The following is a 25,795-nucleotide window of genomic DNA, read 5'->3' as shown; positions in this document are numbered from 1 at the left end:
TTAACTACTGCACACCCCATTTAGGTTCAGGTGCTTGATAAGATTCAAACTGATGTAATATGTCCTCAACTGATTCTGACTGAAATAACTGCTCTGCAAATCTAGCTTGTGTAAAACCTGTTTCTACAGTTCTACGAATCATATCAAAAAGAGGCGTATAAAAATCATCGACATTTAAAAATGCGCATGGTTTTAAATGAATACCCAATTGAGCCCAAGTCCATTGCTCAAAAATTTCCTCTAATGTTCCAGCTCCGCCAGGCAATGCAATAAAACCATCAGCCAGTTCTGCCATTTTTGCCTTACGCTCATGCATAGTATCTACAACATGTAATTCCGTTAGCTGTGGATGTGCAAGCTCACGATCAACCAAAGTTGTAGGAATTACACCGATAACTTTACCACCTGCTTGTAATGCGCTGTCCGCAATGACTCCCATCAAACCTGTTCGCCCACCACCATAAACAATCGTTTTTCCCTGCTCTGCTAAATAATTTCCTACTTTTTGCGCTTGCTCTACAAAAATTGATGCGTTCCCTGCTTTTGAACCACAAAAAATAGCTATTGAATTCACTCTATTGTCCTTTTTATTCATCATAATGTACTAAATATAATCTAAAATACTTTTTTTTCTAAAAAAACTAAAGTTAGTTGTGTTTTTATTATATTCCTTGTCTAAAATACACACATTGTTTTAACTCTGTCCTAATCTAAGGGAGAAAGACTTCAATGCTTGAAGCTTTTTATGCCACAGCGCGTGGTAGTTTAGAAGATGCGACTATTAATGGTAGCTTCGACTTACATCAAGACTTGGTTTGGATTGATTTAATTGCACCTTCTCAAGAAGAACAACAATGGGTTGTTGATGCATACCATCAGAACCTACCAACACTTAAATCTTTAGAAGATATTTCTTCATCTGCACGATTTTATCGAGATGATGATGGAATTCTACACATCAGTACTTATTTCCTAACCAAAAATAAAAATTATCAAGCAGATAGTGAACACGAGGATGAAAGTATCTTAGCAACAGTTCAAACTGTTGCATTCATTCTAAAAAAAGATAAACTCATCACATTAAGAGGTGAAAAATTACTAGCTTTTCGTGCTTTTCGTTCACGTGCACGAAGAAATGATTACGATATAGATTATCAAGATCCTATTTGGATCTTACTCGGTTTGTTCGAAGCAAAACTTGATGAGTTGGCTGATATTTTAGAAGATATTCATAAAGACTTAGAGAAGTACTCAACAGATGTACTCAACAACCATAATCGAGAGAAAAATCTAGATTTGGATGATATGGTGACGCGCCTTGCACAACAAGAAGATATGCTTGGTAAAGCACAACTCTGTCTTATTGACTTGCGTAGAATTTTAACTTTTCTCTCACGCCCTCGAGCATTAGGAAGCCATATCTATGATGCAGAGATAAGAGAAATGAGTGAAGATGTTCGATCTCTTATCGAACATAATGCTTTTTTATTCCAAAAAGTACGCTTTCTCATGGATACAACATCGGGTTTCATTAATACTGAGCAAAATGATACGATTCGTCGCTTCTCTATCTTACCAAGTATGCTTGCACCACCAATGCTCATTTCAAGCGTATATGGGATGAATATTGAAGAACTACCGTATGCGCATAGCCATATTAGTCTTATTATTGTGGGTGGCTTTTTAGCAGTTTCATTTATTGGACCCTACTTCTACTTTAAATGGAAAAAATGGATCTAAAAAAGAAGCATCTCTAAGATGCTTCTTTTTATAAATAATTAATCAACAAAGCTAAGTTCTTTTTCAAGATGGCAAGATTGAATAATCTTGAGCATTTTTTCAGGTACAGCCTTAAAGAGTAGTCCTTGATTCTGAGGTGTATGTCGGAGCCATTGCACAAAAACTGCAAGTGCTAACGTACTTCCATGCTGTAACTTTGAAAGGTTCACAATTATCTTATCTTGCTGGTTTTTAATAATAAAAGATAAACCTTGTTTATATACAGTTTCGGCATTGTTAAAGTCAATTGTTCCTGACAATATTAACTGTTGATCTTTAAACTGTATATCCACTGAAGTCTTTCCTTATTAAACTATTTATTAGTTGCCGCATTAGCATCAGGTTTAAATGTTGCAATTGCTTTATCTAAATTACCGCCATTACGCTGTACGGTAGAAGCAAACTGATTTCTAAACTGTAAACCTAAATCAATTCCTGCAACATTCATATTACGAATTTTCCATTCTGAGCCATGGTCTGCCAATTGGAAAGCAACAGGTGTCTTTTGTCCCTGACTAATAAAATCTAGTGTTACCACTTGATATGCACCAGCAGAAGGTCGATAAGGACGAATCTCATAACCTTGATTTGAATACTTAGCCAAAGCAGTACCATAGTTTTGAATTAGACTTTGACGTAAATTAGACTCAAATGCTGCTCGTTGCTGTGGCGTACTGCTTTGAGGGGAAGCATACGTTCCCATTACAATACGTGTAAATGCTTGTGCATCCACATATGGTTCTAAATTTTGCTTCACAATTGCATTAATTGTAGCAGAATTATTTAAATGATTATGTTCAGCTTTTAATTTTCCAATTAAGCCATCTGCAACAGATTTAATAAAATCTGAAGGTGCTTGTGCAGGTGCAGCAACTGCTGAACCAATCATTGTTGCAACAACACCTGCCATCATTGTTTGTTTTAATAACGTTTTCATCATACTCTCCAATTTGAGATTTATTCTGTAAATGATGGTTGATTTGAATTACCATTTTGCGACGTACTTGCTGGCTGAGTAGTAGCAGAAGCTGATTTATTGCTACCTCCCATACCTGTTACAAACTTACTAATCAAATCTTCTAAATCCATTGTACCCTGTGTATTATTAATACTTGCTCCACGTTTTAAGTAGCTAATACCGCCACCTGGAACAATTTTCAAATACTTTTCACCAAGTAAACCATTTGTTGCAACCATAATATAAGCATCAGAATCAATATTAGTAATAGATTTCATATTATCTAATAGTTGTTGTTCCATTACTTTTCGTTTCGCAGCATCCGCTTGTTGATAATCATCGCTGTATTTAAGTTCTTCTATTGAATCTTTTTCAACAGTTTGTAACTCACTCGGCGTAAAAGTTGTTAATTTACCATCTAAATCAAATGTGACTTTTGCCAATCTAGAAATAGGATCAAGAGTAATTGAGTCAACACGCCCAACCGTAACCCCACTCATAGTAACTTTCGCACGTGGCTTCAATCCATTTACATTATCAAATGTAGCTGTCATTTGATAACCTGAGCTTAAAGTGTTGCCAGATAAACCACTCACTTTCATTGCTAAAAAGAAAAGTGCTGCACCGAATATCAGAACAAAAATACCTACGGTCAATTCACTTGCACGTGATTTCATCAAACGCCTCCAAACATGACCGCAGTCAACACAAAATCAAAACCTAAAACACATAATGAAGAATAAACAACTGTTCTTGTTGTTGCAGTTGCAATACCTTCTGATGTTGGATTACATGCATATCCTTGATAAACAGCAATCCAAGTACAAATAATAGCAAAGCAGATACTTTTAAAAATACCATTGAGTACATCATGTTTAAATTGAACAGCACCTTGCATGCCACTCCAAAAAGACCCTTCATCTACACCTAAAAAGTCTACACCCACTAACTTCCCACCAAAGATACCAATTGCAGCAAATATTACCGTCAGCATTGGTAAGCTCACAATACCTGCCCAAAGGCGTGGAGAAACTATTCGCTTTAGTGGATCAACACCTATCATTTCCATGCTAGATAGTTGTTCTGTGGCTTTCATTAAACCTATTTCAGCAGCTAAAGCAGATCCAGCACGACCAGCAAATAATAATGCAGCAACGACAGGGGCTAACTCTCTCAATAAAGTTAGTGCCACCATGGTACCTAACATGGATTCACTACCTACATTTACTAAAATTGTATATCCTTGTAGGCCAATAACTAAACCAATAAACAGACCAGATACTGCAATAATTAATAATGATAAAACACCTACTCTATACATCTGATAGATGAAAAGCTTAAATCCTAGGCGTGTTGGTAATGAGCATATAATCTGTATCAATAATATTGTTGCCACACCAATACCATGTACACTATTAATTACTCTTCTGCCTAATAAGGCTATAGCATTCATTGGCTAACCTCATGGCTTAGATATTTCTTTTGACTAAATTGGAAATCGATAGAACCTTTTACATCACCATTTAGAAATTGCTGTACAAATGTGGAGCTGTGCTGACGTAATTGCTCAGGGGTTCCCTCACCTTGCACTTTTCCATCTGCAACAATATAAACATAATCTGCAATAGACATTGTTTCAGCAACATCATGTGACACGATAATTGTTGTCAAATCTAAAGCATCTCTTAATGAACGAATAAGCCTAGTTAAGACACCCATAACTATAGGGTCTTGTCCTGCAAATGGCTCATCATACATAATTAATTCAGGATCTAATGCAATTGCCCTAGCCAAAGCAACACGCCTATTCATACCGCCTGACAACTCAGAAGGCATCAGTGACTCCGTCCCACTTAAACCAACTGACTCTAACTTTAGTGAGACCAATTCAGCAATAAGATTTTCCGGTAACTGAGTATGTGCTCTTATAGGAAAAGCAACATTTTCATATACCGACATATCTGTAAATAAGGCACCACTTTGGAATAGCATTCCCATTTTAGCCCGTGCTGCAAACAGCTCATGTCTACTCATTTTAGACATATCATGACCATCTAGCAAAATAGTCCCTTTCTCAGGAGACAACTGGCCACCAATCAAACGTAGCAATGTCGTCTTCCCTGTACCTGATGGCCCCATAATTGCTGTCACTTGACCTTTACGGATACATAAATCGATATTGTTATAAATGACTCTTTCATTTCGGTTAAAGCTTAGACCTTTAACTTCAATCAAATTAGGAGTATTTATCTTGAAAGTTTTATTATCCATGATAAGTGTTCATTTCCTACTTACCGCCATTAATTTAAAAGTTAGATTAATAAATTAGAAAGAACTTATCTATTTCTTTTTAACTGCAAACTATTATAATTTTGCAAATATAAAATAAAATGAATGATTTATTAAATTTAGTTGATTATACGAAAAATATTGTCTTTAATAAATATATGATTTTATTTCTGCATAAAAAAAGCCTCCCTAATGGGAGGCTTTAGAATTAGATGCTGGCGATGACTTACTCTCACATGGGTAACCCCACACTACCATCAGCGCTAAGAGGTTTCACTTCTGAGTTCGGGAAGGGATCAGGTGGTTCACTCTCGCTATTGTCGCCAGCATAACTGTTATGGAGAACGGTTAGGTCTTATATTATTGCCTATGTTCAACCAAATTTGGCTTAACAGGTTATTCAATTGGTCTGTATTGTAACTAGGTTTATTACTAAATCAAGCTATTTGAAGAGAAATACAACTGTTTGGGTGTTGTATAGTCAAGCCTCACGAGCAATTAGTATTGGTCAGCTTCATGTATCACTACACTTCCACATCCAACCTATCAACGTCCTAGTCTTGAACGGCTCTTTAGGTGACATAAAATCACAGGGAAATCTAATCTTGAGGTAGGCTTCCCGCTTAGATGCTTTCAGCGGTTATCCCTTCCGAACATAGCTACCCGGCGATGCGACTGGCGTCACAACCGGTACACCAGAGGTTCGTCCACTCTGGTCCTCTCGTACTAGGAGCAGATCCTCTCAAATTTCCAACGCCCATGGTAGATAGGGACCGAACTGTCTCACGACGTTCTAAACCCAGCTCGCGTACCTCTTTAAATGGCGAACAGCCATACCCTTGGGACCTGCTTCAGCCCCAGGATGAGATGAGCCGACATCGAGGTGCCAAACACCGCCGTCGATATGAACTCTTGGGCGGTATCAGCCTGTTATCCCCAGAGTACCTTTTATCCGTTGAGCGATGGCCCTTCCATACAGAACCACCGGATCACTAAGACCTACTTTCGTACCTGCTCGACTTGTTGGTCTCGCAGTTAAGCGCGCTTTTGCCTTTATACTCTACGCGTGATTTCCGACCACGCTGAGCGCACCTTCGTACTCCTCCGTTACTCTTTAGGAGGAGACCGCCCCAGTCAAACTACCCACCAGACATGGTCCTCGACCCAGATTATGGGTCAGAGTTAGAACCTCAACATTACCAGGGTGGTATTTCAAGGATGGCTCCATAGTAACTGGCGTTACTACTTCAAAGCCTCCCACCTATCCTACACAAGTAAGGTCAAAGTTCAATGTCAAGCTGCAGTAAAGGTTCACGGGGTCTTTCCGTCTAGCCACGGGTACACGGCATCTTCACCGCGATTTCGATTTCACTGAGCCTCTGCTGGAGACAGCGCCGCCATCATTATGCCATTCGTGCAGGTCGGAACTTACCCGACAAGGAATTTCGCTACCTTAGGACCGTTATAGTTACGGCCGCCGTTTACTGGGGCTTCGATCAAGAGCTTCGCTTACGCTAACCCCATCAATTAACCTTCCAGCACCGGGCAGGCATCACACCCTATACGTCCACTTTCGTGTTTGCAGAGTGCTATGTTTTTAATAAACAGTTGCAGCGGCCTGGTTTCTGAGGCTGCCGACAGCTCAGGAAGCAAGTTCCATCACCATCAGCAGCGTACCTTCTCCCGAAGTTACGGTACCATTTTGCCTAGTTCCTTCAGCAGAGTTCTCTCAAGCGCCTTGGTCTACTCGACCTGACCACCTGTGTCGGTTTCGGGTACGATTCCTGTGTAACTGAAGCTTAGAGACTTTTCTTGGAAGTATGGTATCAGCCACTTCGTAGGTAAACCTACTTGCTATCGACTCTCAGCATAGAGCACCCCGGATTTGCCTAAGATGCATGCCTACTGTCTTTCACCTGGACAACCAACGCCAGGCTGACTTAACCTTCTCCGTCCTCTCATCGCATTACACAGAAGTAATGGAATATTAACCATTTTCCCATCGACTACGCCTTTCGGCCTCGCCTTAGGGGTCGACTCACCCAGCCCCGATTAACGTTGGACTGGAACCCTTGGTCTTTCGGCGAACGGGTTTTTCACCCGTTTTATCGTTACTCACGTCAGCATTCGCACTTCTGATACCTCCAGCATGCTTCTCAACACACCTTCATCGGCTTACAGAACGCTCCCCTACCACTTACGCTAATGCGTAAATCCGCAGCTTCGGCACATAGTTTTAGCCCCGTTACATCTTCCGCGCAGGCCGACTCGACTAGTGAGCTATTACGCTTTCTTTAAAGGGTGGCTGCTTCTAAGCCAACCTCCTAGCTGTCTATGCCTTCCCACATCGTTTCCCACTTAACTATGATTTTGGGGCCTTAGCTGGCGGTCTGGATTGTTTTCCTCTTGACTACGGACGTTAGCACCCGCAGTCTGTCTCCCGGATAGTACTCATAGGTATTCGGAGTTTGCATCGGTTTGGTAAGTCGGGATGACCCCCTAGCCGAAACAGTGCTCTACCCCCTATGGTATTCGTCCGAGGCGCTACCTAAATAGCTTTCGGGGAGAACCAGCTATCACCAGGCTTGATTAGCCTTTCACCCCTATCCACAAGTCATCCCCTGGCTTTTCAACGACAGTGGGTTCGGTCCTCCAGTTAGTGTTACCCAACCTTCAACCTGCTCATGGATAGATCGCCTGGTTTCGGGTCTATACCCAGCAACTAAACGCCCTATTAAGACTCGATTTCTCTACGGCTCCCCTATACGGTTAACCTCGCTACTGAATATAAGTCGCTGACCCATTATACAAAAGGTACGCAGTCACATAACAAAGTATGCTCCCACTGCTTGTATGCATGCGGTTTCAGGATCTATTTCACTCCCCTCACAGGGGTTCTTTTCGCCTTTCCCTCACGGTACTGGTTCACTATCGGTCAGTCAGGAGTATTTAGCCTTGGAGGATGGTCCCCCCATATTCAGACAAGGTTTCACGTGCCTCGCCCTACTCGATATCATTATCTAAGCCCTTTCGTGTACGGGACTATCACCCTTTATAGTCACACTTCCCAGAGTGTTCCACTAAAACTTAGATAACTTAATGGGCTGATCCGCGTTCGCTCGCCGCTACTGACGGAATCTCAATTGATTTCTTTTCCTAAGGGTACTGAGATGTTTCACTTCCCCTCGTTCGCCTCAACAACCTATGTATTCAGTTATTGATACCTACCTTATGGTAAGTGGGTTCCCCCATTCAGAAATCTCCGGATCATAGGATATTTGCCGCCTCCCCGGAGCTTATCGCAGGCTATTACGTCTTTCATCGCCTCTGACTGCCAAGGCATCCACCACATGCACTTAATTACTTGACTATACAACCCCAAACAGTCGCTTACGCGAACTTCAAGGTGTACAGCTTCAATCTCATACCAAAACGCTTGATTCAGTTAATTTGCTAGTTCTCATCTCATTTCAATTTGTCTCAATCTAAATTAGTTAAAATTTCAATTAAAACGCTTCAAAATGTATGAGTGAACAATTTTATTTCAGACTCAAATTGAATAATCTGTTAATGATTTAACATGCCTTCGTCAGGTCATGTACTGTGATTACTCACAGAGGTTAATATCAAGGTCGCATATTATATACAATCTTTCTATTAAGCTCTATAAGCAAATAAGCTGTTTGCTTATTTATTAGCTTAACTTTAATTAAATTGAAATATCAATCTGATTAAAATCATGGTGGAGACTAGGAGAGTCGAACTCCTGACCTCCTGCGTGCAAAGCAGGCGCTCTACCAACTAAGCTAAGTCCCCAGCTTAAAATCATTTCGAATTGTACATTATCTTCTAGTCTTTGGTGGGTCTGACAAGACTTGAACTTGTGACCCCACGCTTATCAAGCGTGTGCTCTAACCAACTGAGCTACAGACCCTCAGATAATATACCGAAGAACAACTTGTTGTGGATTCTTACCAAGTCTCACCTTTTCGTTAAGGAGGTGATCCAGCCGCAGGTTCCCCTACGGCTACCTTGTTACGACTTCACCCCAGTCATTGGCCACACCGTGGTAAACGTCCTCCCGAGGGTTAGACTATCTACTTCTGGTGCAACAAACTCCCATGGTGTGACGGGCGGTGTGTACAAGGCCCGGGAACGTATTCACCGCGGCATTCTGATCCGCGATTACTAGCGATTCCGACTTCATGGAGTCGAGTTGCAGACTCCAATCCGGACTACGATCGGCTTTTTGAGATTAGCATCACATCGCTGTGTAGCAACCCTCTGTACCGACCATTGTAGCACGTGTGTAGCCCTGGCCGTAAGGGCCATGATGACTTGACGTCGTCCCCGCCTTCCTCCAGTTTGTCACTGGCAGTATCCTTAAAGTTCCCATCCGAAATGCTGGCAAGTAAGGAAAAGGGTTGCGCTCGTTGCGGGACTTAACCCAACATCTCACGACACGAGCTGACGACAGCCATGCAGCACCTGTATCTAAGTTCCCGAAGGCACCAATCTATCTCTAGAAAGTTCTTAGTATGTCAAGGCCAGGTAAGGTTCTTCGCGTTGCATCGAATTAAACCACATGCTCCACCGCTTGTGCGGGCCCCCGTCAATTCATTTGAGTTTTAGTCTTGCGACCGTACTCCCCAGGCGGTCTACTTATCGCGTTAGCTGCGCCACTAAGTCCTCAAAGGACCCAACGGCTAGTAGACATCGTTTACGGCATGGACTACCAGGGTATCTAATCCTGTTTGCTCCCCATGCTTTCGCACCTCAGTGTCAGTATTAGGCCAGAAGGCTGCCTTCGCCATCGGTATTCCTCCAGATCTCTACGCATTTCACCGCTACACCTGGAATTCTACCTTCCTCTCCTATACTCTAGCCACCCAGTATCGAATGCAATTCCCAAGTTAAGCTCGGGGATTTCACATTTGACTTAAATGGCCACCTACGCGCGCTTTACGCCCAGTAATTCCGATTAACGCTTGCACCCTCTGTATTACCGCGGCTGCTGGCACAGAGTTAGCCGGTGCTTATTCTGCGAGTAACGTCCACTTATCCTAGGTATTAACTAGGTAAGCCTCCTCCTCGCTTAAAGTGCTTTACAACCATAAGGCCTTCTTCACACACGCGGCATGGCTGGATCAGGCTTGCGCCCATTGTCCAATATTCCCCACTGCTGCCTCCCGTAGGAGTCTGGGCCGTGTCTCAGTCCCAGTGTGGCGGATCATCCTCTCAAACCCGCTACAGATCGTCGCCTTGGTAGGCCTTTACCCTACCAACTAGCTAATCCGACTTAGGCTCATCTATTAGCGCAAGGTCCGAAGATCCCCTGCTTTCCCCCGTAGGGCGTATGCGGTATTAGCGCTCCTTTCGGAACGTTGTCCCCCACTAATAGGCAGATTCCTAAGTATTACTCACCCGTCCGCCGCTAGGTCCAGTAGCAAGCTACCTTCCCCCGCTCGACTTGCATGTGTTAAGCCTGCCGCCAGCGTTCAATCTGAGCCATGATCAAACTCTTCAGTTAAAATCATTAATTCCTTAAGGGAATCAATCTGGCTCATTAATCACTAGCAAAAATATTCGCTCTCAAATAAATCTTCGAGTAAATTTCTACTTTTGATCAATGAATCTTAAATATATTCAGTGATCACTCAGTAAAAATCCACACAAGTTGTTCTTCAATTCTATTAATGATTCGCATCACTGATTCGTCATCAGCAAGCTAGGTCGGCTATATTACTCTCTTTTAAAAGAAAGTCAACTGTAATCTGAAAGTTTTTTTAAACTACTTAATCAAACTAAACTTCAATCAATCTAAGAACTAAATCTCAAACCAATCAACTAAGTTATTGTTTATTAAGAAGTTTCTCTCAACATCACCGCCGATGGATACGCATTATAGACCAATACCTCCCAAACGCAACCCCTAAATCCAATTTATTTCATATTTATTTACCAATAGAATAAAATCTAAACGAAATATGAGTTTTTCTAATCAATTTGAATGTTTTTACAGCAAAATGGGAGTGTTTTAATTATAGACAACATAAATCTTAATTAAACAAATTAAAAATTATCAAACTAGAAGTATAAATTCAGCTATCAAACTTATTCAACAGCCTTGGATAAATGATATCAAAACTCTATACACAATTAATGATTTATTTTAAAATTTGGATAATATTAACCCGACTCACTAATAATCTAAAGCACTCATGATTTGAATGTTCAGCTTATTTACATGACAAATCTGATAAGCATATAAAGATGCATAAATTCCAGATAAATATCCCTTCACTAAATTGTATCTTCCTGTAAATAAAATGAATAAATATTCAATCTTATTTAATTGTTTTCAATGATGTTGATCCATCTTAGATAGCTGCACTTTAATATTTTTTATATATTAAATCAATAATTTAAAACTTCAATTCTTCTTTTAAACTTTAGCTGATATAACCACGATCTGCATAGACCGTCGTCTTAAAACCTTTAACTCCCCCACCATTTCAATATCAACAACATCCCATCCCCATTTGATAATGCTGTACTCAGCATATCTCCATCATCATTCATTCCCATATGTAATTTATAGCCAAAGAACCACCACATCGAATTTTCACCTTGTGTCGCAATTTCTGATAAAGATTTATGGAGCGCAACTCTTTGGTTTTTATATATAGGTGGCACAGTTCAATCAATAAATAATGACACTGATGATCTCTTATCAGAGCTGTATGCAATGCGAGCTGACGGGTATTATCAAATAAATCGATCTTTGATAACTAGGTAGCATCTTAAAGTATTACCTTTGATGACTTTTTAATGAAAAGAAAGAGGCTTTAAAGTTGTTTAATTGAGATTTTCATAATAAATTGCGTTAAATACGATTCAAGATAAGCTGAGCTTTGATGATCGTATTCGCTTGAAGCATTTATTTTACCCCCAATATCTAGATTAAAATTTTATAAAAAATGATCAACTTCACAAAATAAAGCCGTAATATCGGTTATAAGAATTAGAATCGTGTGTTGTAATTCAATTTATGGTTCCAATCGATCCTTTCCTTTTTTTCAACTACTATTATTACCCGTGATTCGGGTTAATAATACCAAAATCATAAAGAACCTAGAAATTAGACCAATAAACTTAATCTTATTCAAAATCATTAAGAAAGTTTATAGTTACCCAAAATAAATTATCCTAATATTCATCCCAGTATGGGCGCATAATAGATTCATTCATTGTAATAGAGCTTGATATATTTTAAATATTACTTTGATATAAGACAGAATCCACCCTATAAGTTTATATTCACAAGTAACTTTAATGTCGTAGTTTCTTAAGTACTGTAATATAAGATAGGAGTTCAAGAAGCCATTTTAAATATAGCAGATGAGATAGTTATATCTTTTAATTTAATAAATATATTACTGATAATAAAATCATTAAATATTTTGTAAAAACTAAAGACCATAAATATAATTGTTATTTCAATTAAGATTTAACTTAAAGTAACTTATCCTTAGTTGAGAAATGCTAACTTTTTATAAGAATAGGATAGCTATTCAAATAATAACTAATATTCACAAATCTTAGGCAAAAAAAGCCGCTTAAAGCGGATTTTTTGTATTGGTCGGAGCAGTAGGATTCGAACCTACGACCCCCTGGTCCCAAACCAGGTGCACTACCAGGCTGTGCTATGCTCCGTAAATTGGGGTGAATGATGGGGCTCGAACCCACGACAACCGGAATCACAATCCGGGGCTCTACCAACTGAGCTACATCCACCGTAGTGCTTAAGTTCTACATTACCAGACAATGGCGCGCCTGACAGGATTCGAACCTGTGACCATCCGCTTAGAAGGCGGATGCTCTATCCAACTGAGCTACAGGCGCATGACCGATGATAAAAATATCACGCGATACTTCCGCCGATTATTGGTCGGAGCAGTAGGATTCGAACCTACGACCCCCTGGTCCCAAACCAGGTGCACTACCAGGCTGTGCTATGCTCCGATTTATCTCAGCTTTTATCGTATCGCACATCGTGCGGTACGGTGTGCATTCTAGGCGTGAAGAGGTCTTCGGTCAAGCCCTATATTTAAAAAAAATGATTTTATACGATTAAGAGCCTATTTATTCATCAGATTAACTAAAAAAGCTTTATTTTTATACATTTTCAACAACTTATTTAAATTTATTTAGTAGAACCTCCTAGACTTTTAGTCGGTTCTACTTACATAGAAATAACTATGAACGATAATCTGCATTAATTTTTACATAATCATAAGAAAAATCGCAGGTATATACGGTATCTTTTGCTTCTCCACGCCCTAAGTGAACACGAATAATAATTTCAGGTTTAGACATTACTTTTACACCTGCCTCTTCAGTGTATGAACTTGCTACACCACCATTTTGGCAAATCTGCACTTCATCTAACCATACTTGAACTTTTTCAACATCTAGGTCTTTAATATTTGCATAGCCAATAGCACAGAGTATACGTCCCCAATTGGGGTCAGATGCAAATAATGCAGTCTTCACAAGTGGGGAGTGTGCAATACTATAAGCAACATCACAGCATTCTTGTGTATCCTTGCCACCTTCAACTTTTACAGTAATAAACTTTGTTGCACCCTCTCCATCTCTAACAATCAGTTGTGCAAGACGCTTCATTACTCTAAATAGAGTTTCTTTTACAACTGCATAACGAGGGTCTTGTTCATCTTGAATAGGATCTCCTCCTGCTTGTCCTGTTGCTGCAAAAATGCATGAATCATTTGTAGAGGTATCACCATCTACAGTAATGCGGTTAAATGATTGATCAGCCGACTCTTTGAGTAATTTTTTTACAAGTACTTCAGAAATTGGAATATCTGTTGTTACAAAGCTAAGCATTGTCGCCATATTAGGGCGAATCATTCCTGCACCTTTGCTAATACCTGTGATTGCATAGGAAATACCATCAAATTCAAGTATTTCTGAAGCACCTTTTGCAACCGTATCTGTTGTCATAATACCATGTGCTGCTTCACTCCATGTTTTATTACAAGGAAATGCTTTTGGCACGGCTTGAATAATACGATCTATAGGAAGCTGCTCACCAATAACACCTGTTGAAAACGGTAAAATTTGGTTTGATGAAATACCACTATTTTCTGCTACCGCATTACACATTTTTAAGGCATTTTCCATACCTATAGATCCGGTACCCGCATTTGCATTGCCTGTATTAATAACTAGATATCGAATGTTACCCGTTTCTAGATTTTTTTTGCTGACATGAACAGGCGCTGCACAAAATGCATTTTGCGTAAATATACCTGCAACGTTTGTACCTTCTGTAAATTCAAAAACAACCAAATCACGTCGATTGGGATAGCGAACATATGCTTCTGTAACACCAATTTTAACCCCTTTTACCACATGCATTTGTGGCATTGCGATATCACCAACAGTCATCGGATATTCCATCTATTTATCAATAAGAACTTCTAGCTTATTCAATATATTCTTAAAAATCGAGTCATTATTTTTATATGTAGAGCAAATACAAAAAAACCAGTAAAAACACTGGTTTTTTTTGTATTTGCTCTACATTTTATGGCATATCTGCAAGTGCTTTTGCAGCCTTATCTTGACTCTCTTTAGAAAGTGCAGGGTTGGCAGCAATAATACGATCTGCATTTGTACTATTTGCCGCAGCAATTGCATCTGTTTGTAAAATGATAGAACGACCTTCTGTATTGCCTAATGTATAACTAATGCCTGTACGAGGACTAATAATCGTTAGTGAGTTACCTTTTGAAGATACTTCAGCTTGTTGAGGCCCAAGCGCCGCTTTTACATTTTTTACTGTTGTGGTAAATGGTTCGGTACTTATATCTGATGCATAAACAAGTGCAGGCATAAGAAATACTGAAAAAAGAAATGTTTGTTTTATTTTGTTCATAATTTTACCAATAGCTAGCTATTTTTACCGTACTTTAAAGAAAATTTTACTGTAAATTTAGCTTCTATCCTATGTTTACTTGATAAAAAAAGCAGAACTCTTGTTCTGCTTTTGTAAAAGATTAGATTTTTCCGTGACACTGCTTATACTTTAAGCCAGAACCACATGGGCATGGTGCATTACGACTTGTTGGAGGAATAACCTCAGGTTCAGCACTATTTTGTTGCTCATCTTCTTCTGTAACTACTGTACCTGTTAAACCATCTACATTGTCATGTTCAAAAGACAAATTCATGGTATCTGCTTGCTGATGTTGTTGCGCTTCTAATGCTGCAACTTCTTCAGGAGATGGTACATGCACTGTAGAAAGGTCATTTACAACATCATTTTTTACGATGCCTAACATATTCACAAATAAGTTAAAGGCCTCTTTCTTATACTCTTGTTCAGGATTTTTTTGTGCATAACCACGTAAATGAATACCCTGACGCAAATAATCCATTGCTGCTAGATGATCTTTCCAATGACGATCAAGTGCATTTAACGTAAAGTGACGCTCTAACATTGCTGCTGACTCGTCTCCCATTTGAGTACGGCGATCACGATAGCGTGTAAGTACAGCATCTGAAATACGTTTAACTAATCCCTCTTCATCTAAACGGCGATCATCATCAAGCCATTGCTGAATTGGAAGCTCAATACCAAGATCTGTTTTTAGTGCCGTTTCTAGCCCAACGACATCCCATTGGTCATGGATAGATTCTGGTGGAATAAAGTTTGCAATAAATCCTTGCATCACTTCTTCATGCATTTCTTCAATATAATCTTGTAAAGAACTCTCAGCTAAAATTTCATCACGTTGAGAGTAAATAATCTTACGTTGCTCATTATTTACATCATCATATTTCAGAAGATTTTTACGAATATCGAAGTTACGTGCCTCAACTTTACGTTGTGCATTTTCAATAGAGCGACTCACCATTTTATGTTCAATGGCTTCATCTTCTTTTAACCCCATCGCACGCATCATGCCAATAACACGATCACCTGCAAAAATACGCATTAGATCATCTTCTAAAGATAGATAAAAGCGTGATACACCCGGGTCACCTTGACGACCTGCACGACCACGTAATTGGTTATCAATACGGCGTGACTCATGTCTTTCCGAACCAATAATATGTAATCCACCTGCGTTTAGTACCGCTTCGTGATCATGTTGCCACTCTTCTTTTAAGCGCTTCTCATCTGCTTCAGTTGGATTTTCAATTTTTGCAAGTTTTGCTTTCCAGTTACCACCAAGCAAAATATCTGTACCGCGTCCTGCCATATTGGTTGCAATGGTTACCGAACCTGGACTACCTGCTTGTGCAATAATATCTGCTTCACGCTCATGCTGTTTTGCATTAAGTACTTCATGTGCAATTCCAGCTTGATTAAGTTTATGTGCAAGCACTTCACTGGCTTCAATTGTTGCCGTACCTACTAAAATAGGTGCACGCGTCTCTTGAATTCGCTTAATTTCTGCCACAATCGCATCATATTTTCCATTTCTATTTAAGAAAATAAGGTCATTATGATCTTTACGAATCATTGGACGATGCGTTGGAATCAATACAACATCTAACCCATAAATTTCCTTCATTTCTGAAGCTTCTGTATCAGCAGTACCTGTCATTCCAGATAATTTTTTATACAGACGGAAATAGTTTTGGAATGTTGTTGTTGCAAGTGTTTGGTTTTCAGGCTGAATTTCTAGGTTTTCTTTTGCTTCGACTGCTTGGTGTAACCCTTCAGACCAACGGCGACCAGGCATAGTACGCCCTGTATGCTCATCGACAATAACCACTTCACCATCATGAATAATATAATGTACATCTCTTTGGAAAAGAAAATGTGCACGAATAGCTGCAGATACATGATGAACGAGGTTTAAGTTAGTTGCAGAATAAAGGCTATCACCTTCTTCTAATAGACCTAACGCAATTAACTCTTTTTCTACCTTTTCATAACCAACTTCTGTCATTTCAACAGAGCGTTGCTTCTCATCAATCCAAAAATGACCGCCATCAGCCACTTTTTCTTCTTTTTGTGGGTGTAATTTTGGTGCAATTGCATTGATAGCAGCATAAAGCTGAGAGGAATCCTCACTCTGCCCTGAAATAATTAATGGTGTTCGTGCTTCATCAATTAAGATCGAATCGACTTCATCGATAATGGCATACGACAGACCACGCTGTTTCTTCTCTGCAAGTGAGAAAACCATATTATCTCTAAGATAATCGAAGCCAAACTCATTGTTTGTTCCGTAGGTAATATCTGCTTTATATGCTTGTGCCTTTTCATCTGGCGCTTGCATTGAGTAAATTGTTCCCACTGTTAAGTCTAAAAACTCAAATAGTGGACGGTTTAGTTCGGCATCACGTTGTGCAAGATAGTCGTTAACGGTAATAACATGTACGCCTTCCCCACTTAGTGCATTTAAATAACATGCCAACGTACCCATGAGCGTTTTACCCTCACCAGTACGCATCTCAGCAATTTTTCCTTCATGTAAGGTAATACCACCAATAAGTTGCACATCATAGTGGCGCATGCCCATGATACGTTTACCTGCTTCGCGACAAACAGCAAAAGCTTCAGGAAGTAGTGCATCCAAGCTTGTCCCTGACTGGTATCTTTCTTTAAATTCTTGAGTCTTTGCAGATAGCTCTGTATCGCTAAGCGCAGATATCGTCGGTTCAAGCGCATTTATTTTATCTACAATTTTACGCATGCGTTTGAGCTCACGCTCATTTTTAGTACCGAAGATGCCTCCGATCAGACTTCCCAACATGAATAAGCTCTCTAATTTTTGCTAGTCAAAAATGAAATAAGTTTTAATTAGTAGTTATTATGGTGCTAGATTTTTGAAGTACAAGTTTTTTGAACAAAAACTCTTACTTTTTTTACCTATGCTGTCATCATTCATTAATATTTCATAGAAAAAGCCATATTAATTTATAAAAATGCAAGGTATGAAGATAATAGTTTAAGGTATGAGTATTTCTAAATTTGAACAAATTTTTTATCGTATTTAAGAGTAATAAACTGATCTTACGCTTAGATACATTAATACCCAACTTTATTTAGATATTAATATTTATGAAGAACTATAACATTACTGTGGAGAAGACTCTTTTTACACCAAAGCCTATTACATGCCTTTTTTGCCACAAAACTTAGCTATAAATGAACAACTAATACATTAGTTAAGACAATTATCGATTTTTCTATTTGGGTAGATAAAAAAACTTTACTCAACTTAATATAGGTAAAGCGATGATATTGCCACTCTTCCTTCAATTAAAGATGAGAGTGAACTTCAAGCCAAACTCCCTCAAGGTTATACAGTCATTAAACCTTATTTGCGTACAACACCCCAACCAGATAAAAAGTAATTAAAAATAAAAAAGCCTACTCTAAAGTAGGCTTTAATGTATTAACGTTGATCTAAAGGTACCCATTCAATTACCCAAGCATTATGCATACCTAAGCTTGAATCACCCTGAACCTTTTTACGCATTGTATCTGCAGCATCTCTATCTTTTACAGGGCCAACCATAATACGAATACCTTTTGAGGTTGGGCTAGCAGTAATTTTATAACCTTTCGCACGCAATTTTGACACGATAGCATCTGCATTCGCTTGGTTTGCTGCAAGTGCAACCTGTACCATCCACTTTTTATGTGCTTGCTGCTGTGTTTTCTTACTGTCCTCATCATCGTCATCGTCGCTATCCATAATTTTACGTGCACGTGCTGTTTCAGACTTCTTAGACTCCTGATCTACTTTATGCTTTGCATCACTATCAGCCTTTTTCTTTAGCTCTTCAGCATGATGCTGTTTCTGCTCTTGCTCAGCTTTCTTTTTCGCTGCCAAATGCTCTTCATGCTGTTTTTTATCTAGCTCTGCCTTTTTCTTTGCTTCTGCCTGACGCTTTGCTTCTAAATCATTTGTACGCTTTTCAGCAAGGTCTGCTGCTGCCTGTTTTCTTTCAGCAGCCTCTGCTTGACGTTTAACATCTGCATCTGCTTTTTTCTTTGCAGCGAGTAATGCCGCTTGACGTTTCTGTTCTACTGTATCTGCTGAAGCAACATCACTTGCACCTTTAGCAGCAGTATTAGCAACCTCTGGCGGAATATCTGCACTTTCCTGCTCTTTAATACGGCGTGCATTAATTTCAGCATACTCTTCAGCTGCTTTTTTCGCTGCGGCCGCCTCTGCTTGCTGTTGCTGAATCAAATATTGTTGTGTTTTGGCTTCTTGCTCTGCAACTGCTCGTTCGCGTGCTCTTTTTTGTTCTTCAAGCAACCTTTTTTCTGTTTCAACATCTACAGTGACCGGCTGCAAAGACTGCATCTCCCCCATTTTAGGCTGAGATGAAGTCGACTGCTTTACTTGTTGTGTATTGGGTTGAGTTTGAACATCGGGTTTATTCCCTTTTAACTCATTGGCACCTTTTAATAGTAAAGCGCCTAGTAGAACGCCACCACCTAATAAAACAACACCGCCCATCCAGCGCTGTTTGTTATTCATGGACATGACTCAATATACTCCCAAACCGCTTCTAATGTATGAAACGAACCACAAACTAAAATTATTTGATGATCTTGAGCATTATTTAATGCAGATTGAAACGCATCTGCAATTGTTTTAAATTGTTGGACGTCTTCATCTTTTATTGCATTATAAATATTCTCAAGCTTTGCAGCTCGTGGTGCATCTAATGCTGCAATTTTCCACGAACTTACCACAGGTTTCAACAGTGTTGTCACAGTTTCAATATCTTTATCTGCGAGCATCGAGAAAACTGTCACTACATCGGTGTACTGTGTATTGCATTGTTGGAATTTATGCAATTGATTTAACAAAAAATCTACACCATGTGGATTGTGACCTGCATCAAAAACCACCATTTTATTTTTAATTTTTCTTAACTCAAAACGCCCTGCTATTTTTGCATGTGCTATACCGACTTCTATTGCAGCATCAGAAACTTTAAGTCCACTTAATGCCACAGCAGCAACAGCCGTTGAAATATTTTCTATTGCTAAGTTACCCTTAGGTAATGTTAAAGTTACACCAGAACTTGAAAATACCCAGTCATCTAGGTTTTCTTGATAAAAATAATCTCGATTTAAAACATGTAATATGGCATTTTCTTTTTCTGCCTTTTGTATAATTGCTTTTGGTAAATCTTGCTTTCCTGAAAATACAACTGGAATATTTGGACGAATAATACCTGCTTTTTCAAATGCTATTTTTTCAATGGTATCACCTAACCAGTCTATATGATCAAGACCAATATTAGTAATAACTGCAAGATCAGGATCTATGATATTCACAACATCTAAACGTCCACCTAATCCAACTTCAAGTACCCATACATCACATTTCCTTTGCGCAAAAATTAGAAATGCAGCCAATGTCGTTGCTTCAAAAAAAGAAAGACTTAAACCACAATCACGGCGTGCTTGATCTACTTTAACAAATGCTTCAACAAGTTCTAAATCAGTTGATTCCTCACCTGAAATTTTAACACGCTCATTAAAATGATAGATATGAGGGGACTGATACAAACCAACACGATGTCCTGCTTCGTGTAAAATAGATGAAATCGTTGTGGTTGTAGAACCTTTTCCATTAGTTCCAGCAACAGTAATTATTTTTGCTTTAGGTGTTAAAACTTGTAGCTTTTCAGCCACAGGGAGAACTCGTTCTAAACCGAGATCAATCCCTGTAACATGGACACGGCCCCAATAGTTGAGCCATGTCATTAAATCATCTGTTTTTAAAGGTGCAGTTATATTCAATTTACATTCATCAGTTTACTTATAATTCTATATACAGTATCACGTAATGAATGACGATGAACAATTTGATCGATGACACCATGATCAAGCAAATACTCAGCGCGTTGGAACGGTTCATCTAATTTTTCACGAACAGTTTGCTCAATAACACGTTTACCAGCAAACCCAATCATTGCCTTAGGTTCTGCCAAATGAACATCACCTAACATTGCCAATGAAGCTGTTACACCACCATACACAGGATGTGTTAAGACAACAATATAAGGTAAGCGAGCTGCTTTAAGTTTTTCAATTGCAGCAGATGTTCTTGCCATTTGCATCAGCGATAGCATTCCTTCTTGCATACGCGCGCCACCTGATGCAGCAAAACAAACCAATGGTTGTTTCTTTGCAATTGCACTTTCGGCAGCCTCTACAAATCGGTCTCCAACAACTGTACCCATAGAGCCGCCCATGAAATCAAACTCAAATGCACAAGCTGTGACAGGTAAACCTTTAAGTAAACCTTGTAGTACAACCAATGCTTCAGTTTCGTTTGTTTTCTTTTGTGCTTCAGCCATACGCTGTGTATATGGTTTACTATCAACAAATTTTAAAGGATCTTTCGCAACGAATTGTTGACCTAGCTCACCTTCAACTTGGTCAAAAAACCAATTTAAGCGCTCACGTGCTTTCATACGCAAATGCTCATCACATTGTGGGCAAACATACGCATTAAATGACATTGCAGTACGTGTCGTTAACGCATGACATTCAGGACACTCAACCGTAGGTTCGGTAAAACTAGATTTTAATGTTTCCTGAGCATCAGGTACATGAATGCCTGGCACTGGACGATCTGTCCATGGCGTTACAGGACTTAATACTTTAGCAGGTTTAACGTCTTGACTCATATTTAGTTATCGAGCGCTGCTCGAAGCTCCTTGATTTTACTCACTGTTTGTTCCGCAGCTTGTTCCACAGGTAAAGTTGCAAATGGTTTTACCAATGCACTGCCAACAATGACAGCATCGGCAACAGCAGCCATCGCTTTTGCTGATGTTGCATCATTGATACCAAAACCCACACCTACAGGAACATCTGTGCTCTGCTTAATTTTTGCGATGCGCTCTGCTGCTTCACTTACATTCAATGTAGCTGCACCAGTTACACCTTTTAAAGACACATAATAAATAAAGCCGCTTGCTTGTTTAATTACATGTTGAATACGATCATCTTTAGACGTTGGTGCAAGTAAAAAAATCTGATTTAAATCATAGCGACTGAGAACTTGATTAAAATCATGGGCTTCTTCAGGTGGTAAATCGACAAGTAAAACACCATCAACACCACTTGCATGTGCCTGTGCAACAAATTTTTCATAACCGATAACTTCAACAGGGTTTAAATATCCCATCAAGACCACAGGTGTCTGTGTATCTTTTTTACGGAATTCTTTCACCATATCAAGTACATTCAGTGTATTTGTCCCACCAGCTAAAGCTCTCTCGGCAGCAAGTGCAATTACAGGGCCATCAGCCATCGGATCTGAGAAAGGGAGACCTAGCTCAACAACATCCACACCTGCATCTACCATACTATGCAGTAATGGCACTGTTACTTCGGGATGTGGATCGCCAGCCATCACATATGAAATGAGTGCTTTACGTTGCTGCGATTTAAGCTGTTCAAAACGTTTAGCTAAACGATTCATAAGTCTTTCTTCCTTGCATGATAAAATAGAGTGATTTTATATATAAAACCACACAAGCAATTCATTGTAACGCTATTTTTTACGCATTGCACAACATCAAAAATATACTCACCGTATTCAATAATATTGAATATCTTTTTCGTGCTACATTAATCAATATTTATAACTTTTTCTCAATGATCAAAGATATCTTTTTTTATTCATTTATTCGCTAATAGCACTATACGCACACACCATATTTTTATTTTTTTTGTTTTTATAACAGTATGTTATGAAAATACTATAATCATCATGAAAATAGCAAAATACAACCTTACTTAAAGCTAGAATAAACTATTTATTATCAAAAATATAAAATCGAGACATTATATGAAAGATCAGGTATTTCACTGATCTTTATATGCAGCCTAGAATGATGCTTTAACCGACTCAGAAATTACTCTCTTTTTTCCTTCTAAATCTACCGCAACAAACGTGAATAATCCTGCTGTAACTTGCCTTGCAGGACGAGATTCATCATGACTATTCCACACCTCAATTTGTATTTGTATTGATGTATTACCAACTTTAAGAATCTTCGTATAACAACTAATTACATCACCTACTTTAACTGGTACAAGAAAAGACATTTGATTAATTGCTATTGTTGCACACCGCCCCTTACTAAACCTTTCAGCATGAATTGCACCTGCTAAATCCATTTGTGAAACAATCCATCCACCAAAAACATCCCCACTCCAATTGGTATCTGCAGGCATAGCTATTGTCTGTAGCGATAATGTTCCATCGGGTTTATTAACTTGCTGTTGCATATTCACCTCATATTTTTAGTAAATTTTCATCAACCCATTGTTTTAACTGAGGTGCTCTTAATGCACCACTTACTCTCGCAATTTCGGTTGTTTTATTCATTAAAACCACTGTAGGTAAACTTCGAATATTAAATGCTTGAGTAAGTTTAGGATTTTTCTCTGTGTCTATCTTAGCAAATAAAACATGATGATATTGCTCTGCAACTTGTGAAAAATGAGGAGCCATCATCTTACATGGTCCACACCAGTCTGCCCATAAATCAATAACAATCGGTAGATCATGATACTGAACAAACGCACTAAAATTTTGTTCATTTAGAATAATAGGTTCATCTGGTACTAGAGATGCATGACACTGACCACACTGTGGCTTTTCAGTCAATTTATTTTCAGGCACTCTATTTTTTGCACTACATTTTGAGCAAACAAGAATCATATTTTCAACCTAGTTTTATATATACTTTCATTTTGAAGTGATTCCTTTGAGCTGTAAACATTCCGTCATAAGATATGATATAAAGATAACAAAGATCTTAACTATATTATGGAGAATACAATGAGTAATCCAGTAAGTTTTGCAGGGCAAATTGGACCTGAACATGTTCAACAGGTTGTTGATAAAGGCTTTAAATCTGTCATTAACAATAGACCAGATCTTGAGGGTGGTTCTGACCAACCAACGAGTGCACAAATTGAAGATGCTGCTCGTAATGTAGGTTTAGACTATGTTTATCAACCTATTGTTTCAGGTCAAATCACTGAATTAGATGTTCGTGAGTTTGCTAACCATTACAATGAATTACCAAAACCTATTTTAATGTTTTGCCGTACAGGAAATCGGGCAAATAGCCTATATCAAATTGCAAAACAAATGGACTTACTAGACGATGAAGAATAACTAACTAACATTCAAGCTATGTCATGACTTAAATGGCATAGCAATCACCTATGTAAAGAAATGCAACATTTAAAGAAATAAACAATATAATTAGCTATATTTTAACCATCAATATATAAATGAATAAGAATGATGGTCTACGACATTATAATTATAGGTGCAGGCACAGCTGGAATAAGTGCATATAAAGAAGCAATCAAGCATACAAATAATATTCTAATTATTAACCAAGGGCCATGGGATACAACATGTGCACGTGTTGGATGCATGCCTAGTAAACTCCTTATTTCTAGTGCGAATCAACTTCATAATGCTAAAACTTTAGATAAAGTAGGTATTCAATCGAGTATTTATATAGATACGTCAAAAGTTATGCAACGTGTCAGAAAATATCGCGATCAATTTACAGCATCAGTTATGAAAGATGTTAACTCATGGGAAAAAAGCCATAAGATTAACGGTAAAGCATCTTTTATTAATGCAACAACGATCAAAGTAGGTGGCAAACAATATACATCCAAGTCATTTATTATTGCTGTAGGATCTACGCCAAGAGAAAATAAAGCATGGGAAGATGATCTTGGAGATTTGTTACTTACTTCCGACACTATTTTTGAGCTCTCATCTTTGCCTAAATCAATCGCTATTATAGGTAGTGGCGCTATTGCAACTGAACTTGCACAAGCACTTTATAACTTAGATGTAAAAGTTCATATTTTTACGAGAAGTAAGCATATTGCGATCGCAACAAGTCCCAAAATACAAATGCTCATTCAAGAGGAACTTAGTGAAAAATTAAATGTTTTTTTTGAGACAACACCAACACTAAAAAAGACAAACAACCAGATTTCGATAAGTTATTTAGATAATTTCAATAAGGAACAAAATTTATGTGTTGACTATATACTGAATGCTACAGGTAGAACATCTTTATTAGAAACATTGCAGTTAAACAATATTGATCCAAACTTTCAAAAAATTGAAAATCTACCCATTGCTAAAGATACAAAACAGCTCGCTAATTTACCTATTTTTGTTATTGGCGATGCATATACAAACACACCAGTTCAGCACGAAGCAAGCTATGAAGGAAAAGTAGCTGTAAAAAATTGCTTAAGCTACCCAAGCATTACTGCTAAAAAAGACTACCCTCCTCTTTCTATTGTGTTTTCATCTCCAGAAATTGCAGTAGTTGGACAATCATACCAACAACTCAAAGAAGCTAAACAAGAATTTACGGTCGGTTTTGCCTCATATAAGAATCAAGGAAGAGCAACAGTACTTGGGAAAAACATTGGTGGCATCGAAATTTATATTGATAATGAAACACATAAACTTCTTGGCTCAGAAATATATGTGACTCAAGGCGAGCATCTGGCCCACCTTTTAGCATGGAGTCTGGCAGAAAATATAACTTTAGAGCAACTTCTTAGCAGGCCTTTTTACCACCCCACGCTTGAAGAGGGACTTCGGACAGCTTTAAGAGATGTCATGTACCAATTACATAAAAAATAAATTCCACACATAAAAAAAAGCCTCCCTAATG

19 protein-coding genes, 6 tRNA genes and 3 rRNA genes are annotated in these 25,795 nt (G+C 38.6%); 3 read left to right on the top strand and 25 right to left on the bottom strand.

Features of this window, described 5'->3' with window-relative positions:
• Positions 1-4: 4 nt before the first annotated feature.
• Entirely contained in the window at positions 5-574 is a 570-nt protein-coding gene (locus AC1MPL_RS04530; protein ID WP_479764545.1) for an LOG family protein, read from the bottom strand.
• A gap of 155 nt (positions 575-729) precedes the next feature.
• Between AC1MPL_RS04530 and AC1MPL_RS04525 the strand changes: the two genes are divergently transcribed.
• Positions 730-1,740 (top strand): CorA family divalent cation transporter, encoded by a 1,011-nt coding sequence (locus AC1MPL_RS04525; protein WP_479764543.1) that lies wholly within the window; start codon positions 730-732, stop codon positions 1,738-1,740.
• Positions 1,741-1,778: 38 nt separating this feature from the next.
• On the opposite strand, the gene AC1MPL_RS04520 is transcribed toward AC1MPL_RS04525, so the two are convergent.
• The 24 genes from AC1MPL_RS04520 to trxC all read right to left on the bottom strand — a co-directional run bounded on the left by AC1MPL_RS04520 (position 1,779) and on the right by trxC (position 23,787).
• Entirely contained in the window at positions 1,779-2,072 is a 294-nt protein-coding gene (locus AC1MPL_RS04520) for an STAS domain-containing protein (protein WP_479764541.1), read from the bottom strand.
• Between the two features lie 20 nt (positions 2,073-2,092).
• Positions 2,093-2,716, bottom strand: coding sequence for an MlaC/ttg2D family ABC transporter substrate-binding protein (locus AC1MPL_RS04515; RefSeq protein WP_479764539.1), 624 nt, complete (start codon positions 2,714-2,716; stop codon positions 2,093-2,095).
• A gap of 20 nt (positions 2,717-2,736) precedes the next feature.
• Positions 2,737-3,414, bottom strand: a complete 678-nt coding sequence (mlaD, locus tag AC1MPL_RS04510; RefSeq protein WP_479764537.1) for an outer membrane lipid asymmetry maintenance protein MlaD — start codon at positions 3,412-3,414, stop codon at positions 2,737-2,739.
• On the bottom strand, positions 3,414-4,190 hold the full coding sequence (mlaE, locus tag AC1MPL_RS04505) for a lipid asymmetry maintenance ABC transporter permease subunit MlaE (protein ID WP_479764535.1): 777 nt from the start codon (positions 4,188-4,190) through the stop codon (positions 3,414-3,416). The genes mlaD and mlaE overlap by 1 nt, the downstream gene beginning before the upstream one ends.
• Positions 4,187-5,008 carry an ABC transporter ATP-binding protein gene (locus AC1MPL_RS04500; protein ID WP_479764533.1) on the bottom strand — a complete coding sequence of 274 codons (822 nt, stop codon included), beginning with the start codon at positions 5,006-5,008 and terminating at the stop codon, positions 4,187-4,189. The genes mlaE and AC1MPL_RS04500 overlap by 4 nt, the downstream gene beginning before the upstream one ends.
• A gap of 231 nt (positions 5,009-5,239) precedes the next feature.
• Positions 5,240-5,354 (bottom strand): 5S ribosomal RNA (gene rrf, locus AC1MPL_RS04495).
• Positions 5,355-5,503: 149 nt separating this feature from the next.
• A 23S ribosomal RNA gene (locus AC1MPL_RS04490) occupies positions 5,504-8,396 on the bottom strand.
• 370 nt (positions 8,397-8,766) lie between these two features.
• Positions 8,767-8,842: transfer RNA gene (locus AC1MPL_RS04485), tRNA-Ala, on the bottom strand.
• 41 nt (positions 8,843-8,883) lie between these two features.
• A tRNA-Ile gene (locus tag AC1MPL_RS04480) sits at positions 8,884-8,960 on the bottom strand.
• A 59-nt stretch (positions 8,961-9,019) separates the two neighbouring features.
• Positions 9,020-10,556: ribosomal RNA gene (locus AC1MPL_RS04475) — 16S ribosomal RNA — on the bottom strand.
• The 16S, 23S and 5S rRNA genes sit together here with 2 tRNA genes alongside, the layout of an rRNA operon.
• 968 nt (positions 10,557-11,524) lie before the next feature.
• A complete protein-coding gene (locus tag AC1MPL_RS04470) occupies positions 11,525-11,722 on the bottom strand; it encodes a transposase (protein ID WP_479764531.1) in 198 nt (65 codons plus the stop codon).
• 943 nt (positions 11,723-12,665) lie between these two features.
• Positions 12,666-12,742: transfer RNA gene (locus AC1MPL_RS04465), tRNA-Pro, on the bottom strand.
• Between the two features lie 5 nt (positions 12,743-12,747).
• Positions 12,748-12,823: transfer RNA gene (locus tag AC1MPL_RS04460), tRNA-His, on the bottom strand.
• Between the two features lie 31 nt (positions 12,824-12,854).
• Positions 12,855-12,931: transfer RNA gene (locus AC1MPL_RS04455), tRNA-Arg, on the bottom strand.
• 43 nt (positions 12,932-12,974) lie between these two features.
• A tRNA-Pro gene (locus tag AC1MPL_RS04450) sits at positions 12,975-13,051 on the bottom strand.
• A 234-nt stretch (positions 13,052-13,285) separates the two neighbouring features.
• Entirely contained in the window at positions 13,286-14,500 is a 1,215-nt protein-coding gene (gene argJ, locus AC1MPL_RS04445) for a bifunctional glutamate N-acetyltransferase/amino-acid acetyltransferase ArgJ (protein WP_479764529.1), read from the bottom strand.
• Positions 14,501-14,639: 139 nt separating this feature from the next.
• Positions 14,640-14,990: a hypothetical protein gene (locus tag AC1MPL_RS04440; RefSeq protein ID WP_479764527.1), complete on the bottom strand. Its 351-nt coding sequence runs from the start codon at positions 14,988-14,990 to the stop codon at positions 14,640-14,642.
• A 121-nt stretch (positions 14,991-15,111) separates the two neighbouring features.
• A complete protein-coding gene (gene secA / locus AC1MPL_RS04435) occupies positions 15,112-17,826 on the bottom strand; it encodes a preprotein translocase subunit SecA (RefSeq protein ID WP_479764525.1) in 2,715 nt (904 codons plus the stop codon).
• Positions 17,827-18,471: 645 nt separating this feature from the next.
• Complete coding sequence (locus AC1MPL_RS04430; protein WP_479764523.1) at positions 18,472-19,575, bottom strand: SPOR domain-containing protein; 1,104 nt, start codon at positions 19,573-19,575, stop codon at positions 18,472-18,474.
• Complete coding sequence (gene folC / locus AC1MPL_RS04425) at positions 19,566-20,846, bottom strand: bifunctional tetrahydrofolate synthase/dihydrofolate synthase (protein WP_479764522.1); 1,281 nt, start codon at positions 20,844-20,846, stop codon at positions 19,566-19,568. The genes AC1MPL_RS04430 and folC overlap by 10 nt, the downstream gene beginning before the upstream one ends.
• A complete protein-coding gene (gene accD / locus AC1MPL_RS04420; RefSeq protein ID WP_479764520.1) occupies positions 20,843-21,739 on the bottom strand; it encodes an acetyl-CoA carboxylase, carboxyltransferase subunit beta in 897 nt (298 codons plus the stop codon). The genes folC and accD overlap by 4 nt, the downstream gene beginning before the upstream one ends.
• A 2-nt stretch (positions 21,740-21,741) precedes the next feature.
• Entirely contained in the window at positions 21,742-22,539 is a 798-nt protein-coding gene (trpA, locus tag AC1MPL_RS04415; protein ID WP_479764518.1) for a tryptophan synthase subunit alpha, read from the bottom strand.
• A gap of 407 nt (positions 22,540-22,946) precedes the next feature.
• Positions 22,947-23,351, bottom strand: coding sequence for an acyl-CoA thioesterase (locus tag AC1MPL_RS04410; RefSeq protein WP_479764516.1), 405 nt, complete (start codon positions 23,349-23,351; stop codon positions 22,947-22,949).
• Between the two features lie 7 nt (positions 23,352-23,358).
• Positions 23,359-23,787: a thioredoxin TrxC gene (trxC, locus tag AC1MPL_RS04405; RefSeq protein ID WP_479764515.1), complete on the bottom strand. Its 429-nt coding sequence runs from the start codon at positions 23,785-23,787 to the stop codon at positions 23,359-23,361.
• 120 nt (positions 23,788-23,907) lie between these two features.
• On the opposite strand from trxC, the gene AC1MPL_RS04400 reads away from it, so the two are divergent.
• Positions 23,908-24,249 (top strand): protein tyrosine phosphatase family protein, encoded by a 342-nt coding sequence (locus AC1MPL_RS04400; RefSeq protein WP_237412145.1) that lies wholly within the window; start codon positions 23,908-23,910, stop codon positions 24,247-24,249.
• Positions 24,250-24,381: 132 nt separating this feature from the next.
• Positions 24,382-25,764, top strand: coding sequence for a dihydrolipoyl dehydrogenase (locus AC1MPL_RS04395; protein WP_479766147.1), 1,383 nt, complete (start codon positions 24,382-24,384; stop codon positions 25,762-25,764).
• The last annotated feature ends 31 nt before the right edge of the window (positions 25,765-25,795 follow it).

It is taken from the genome of Acinetobacter sp. N1-1 (assembly GCF_056711485.1).
The sequence above is the reverse complement of the archived record's forward strand: the minus strand, read 5'-3'. Positions and strand labels throughout refer to the sequence as shown.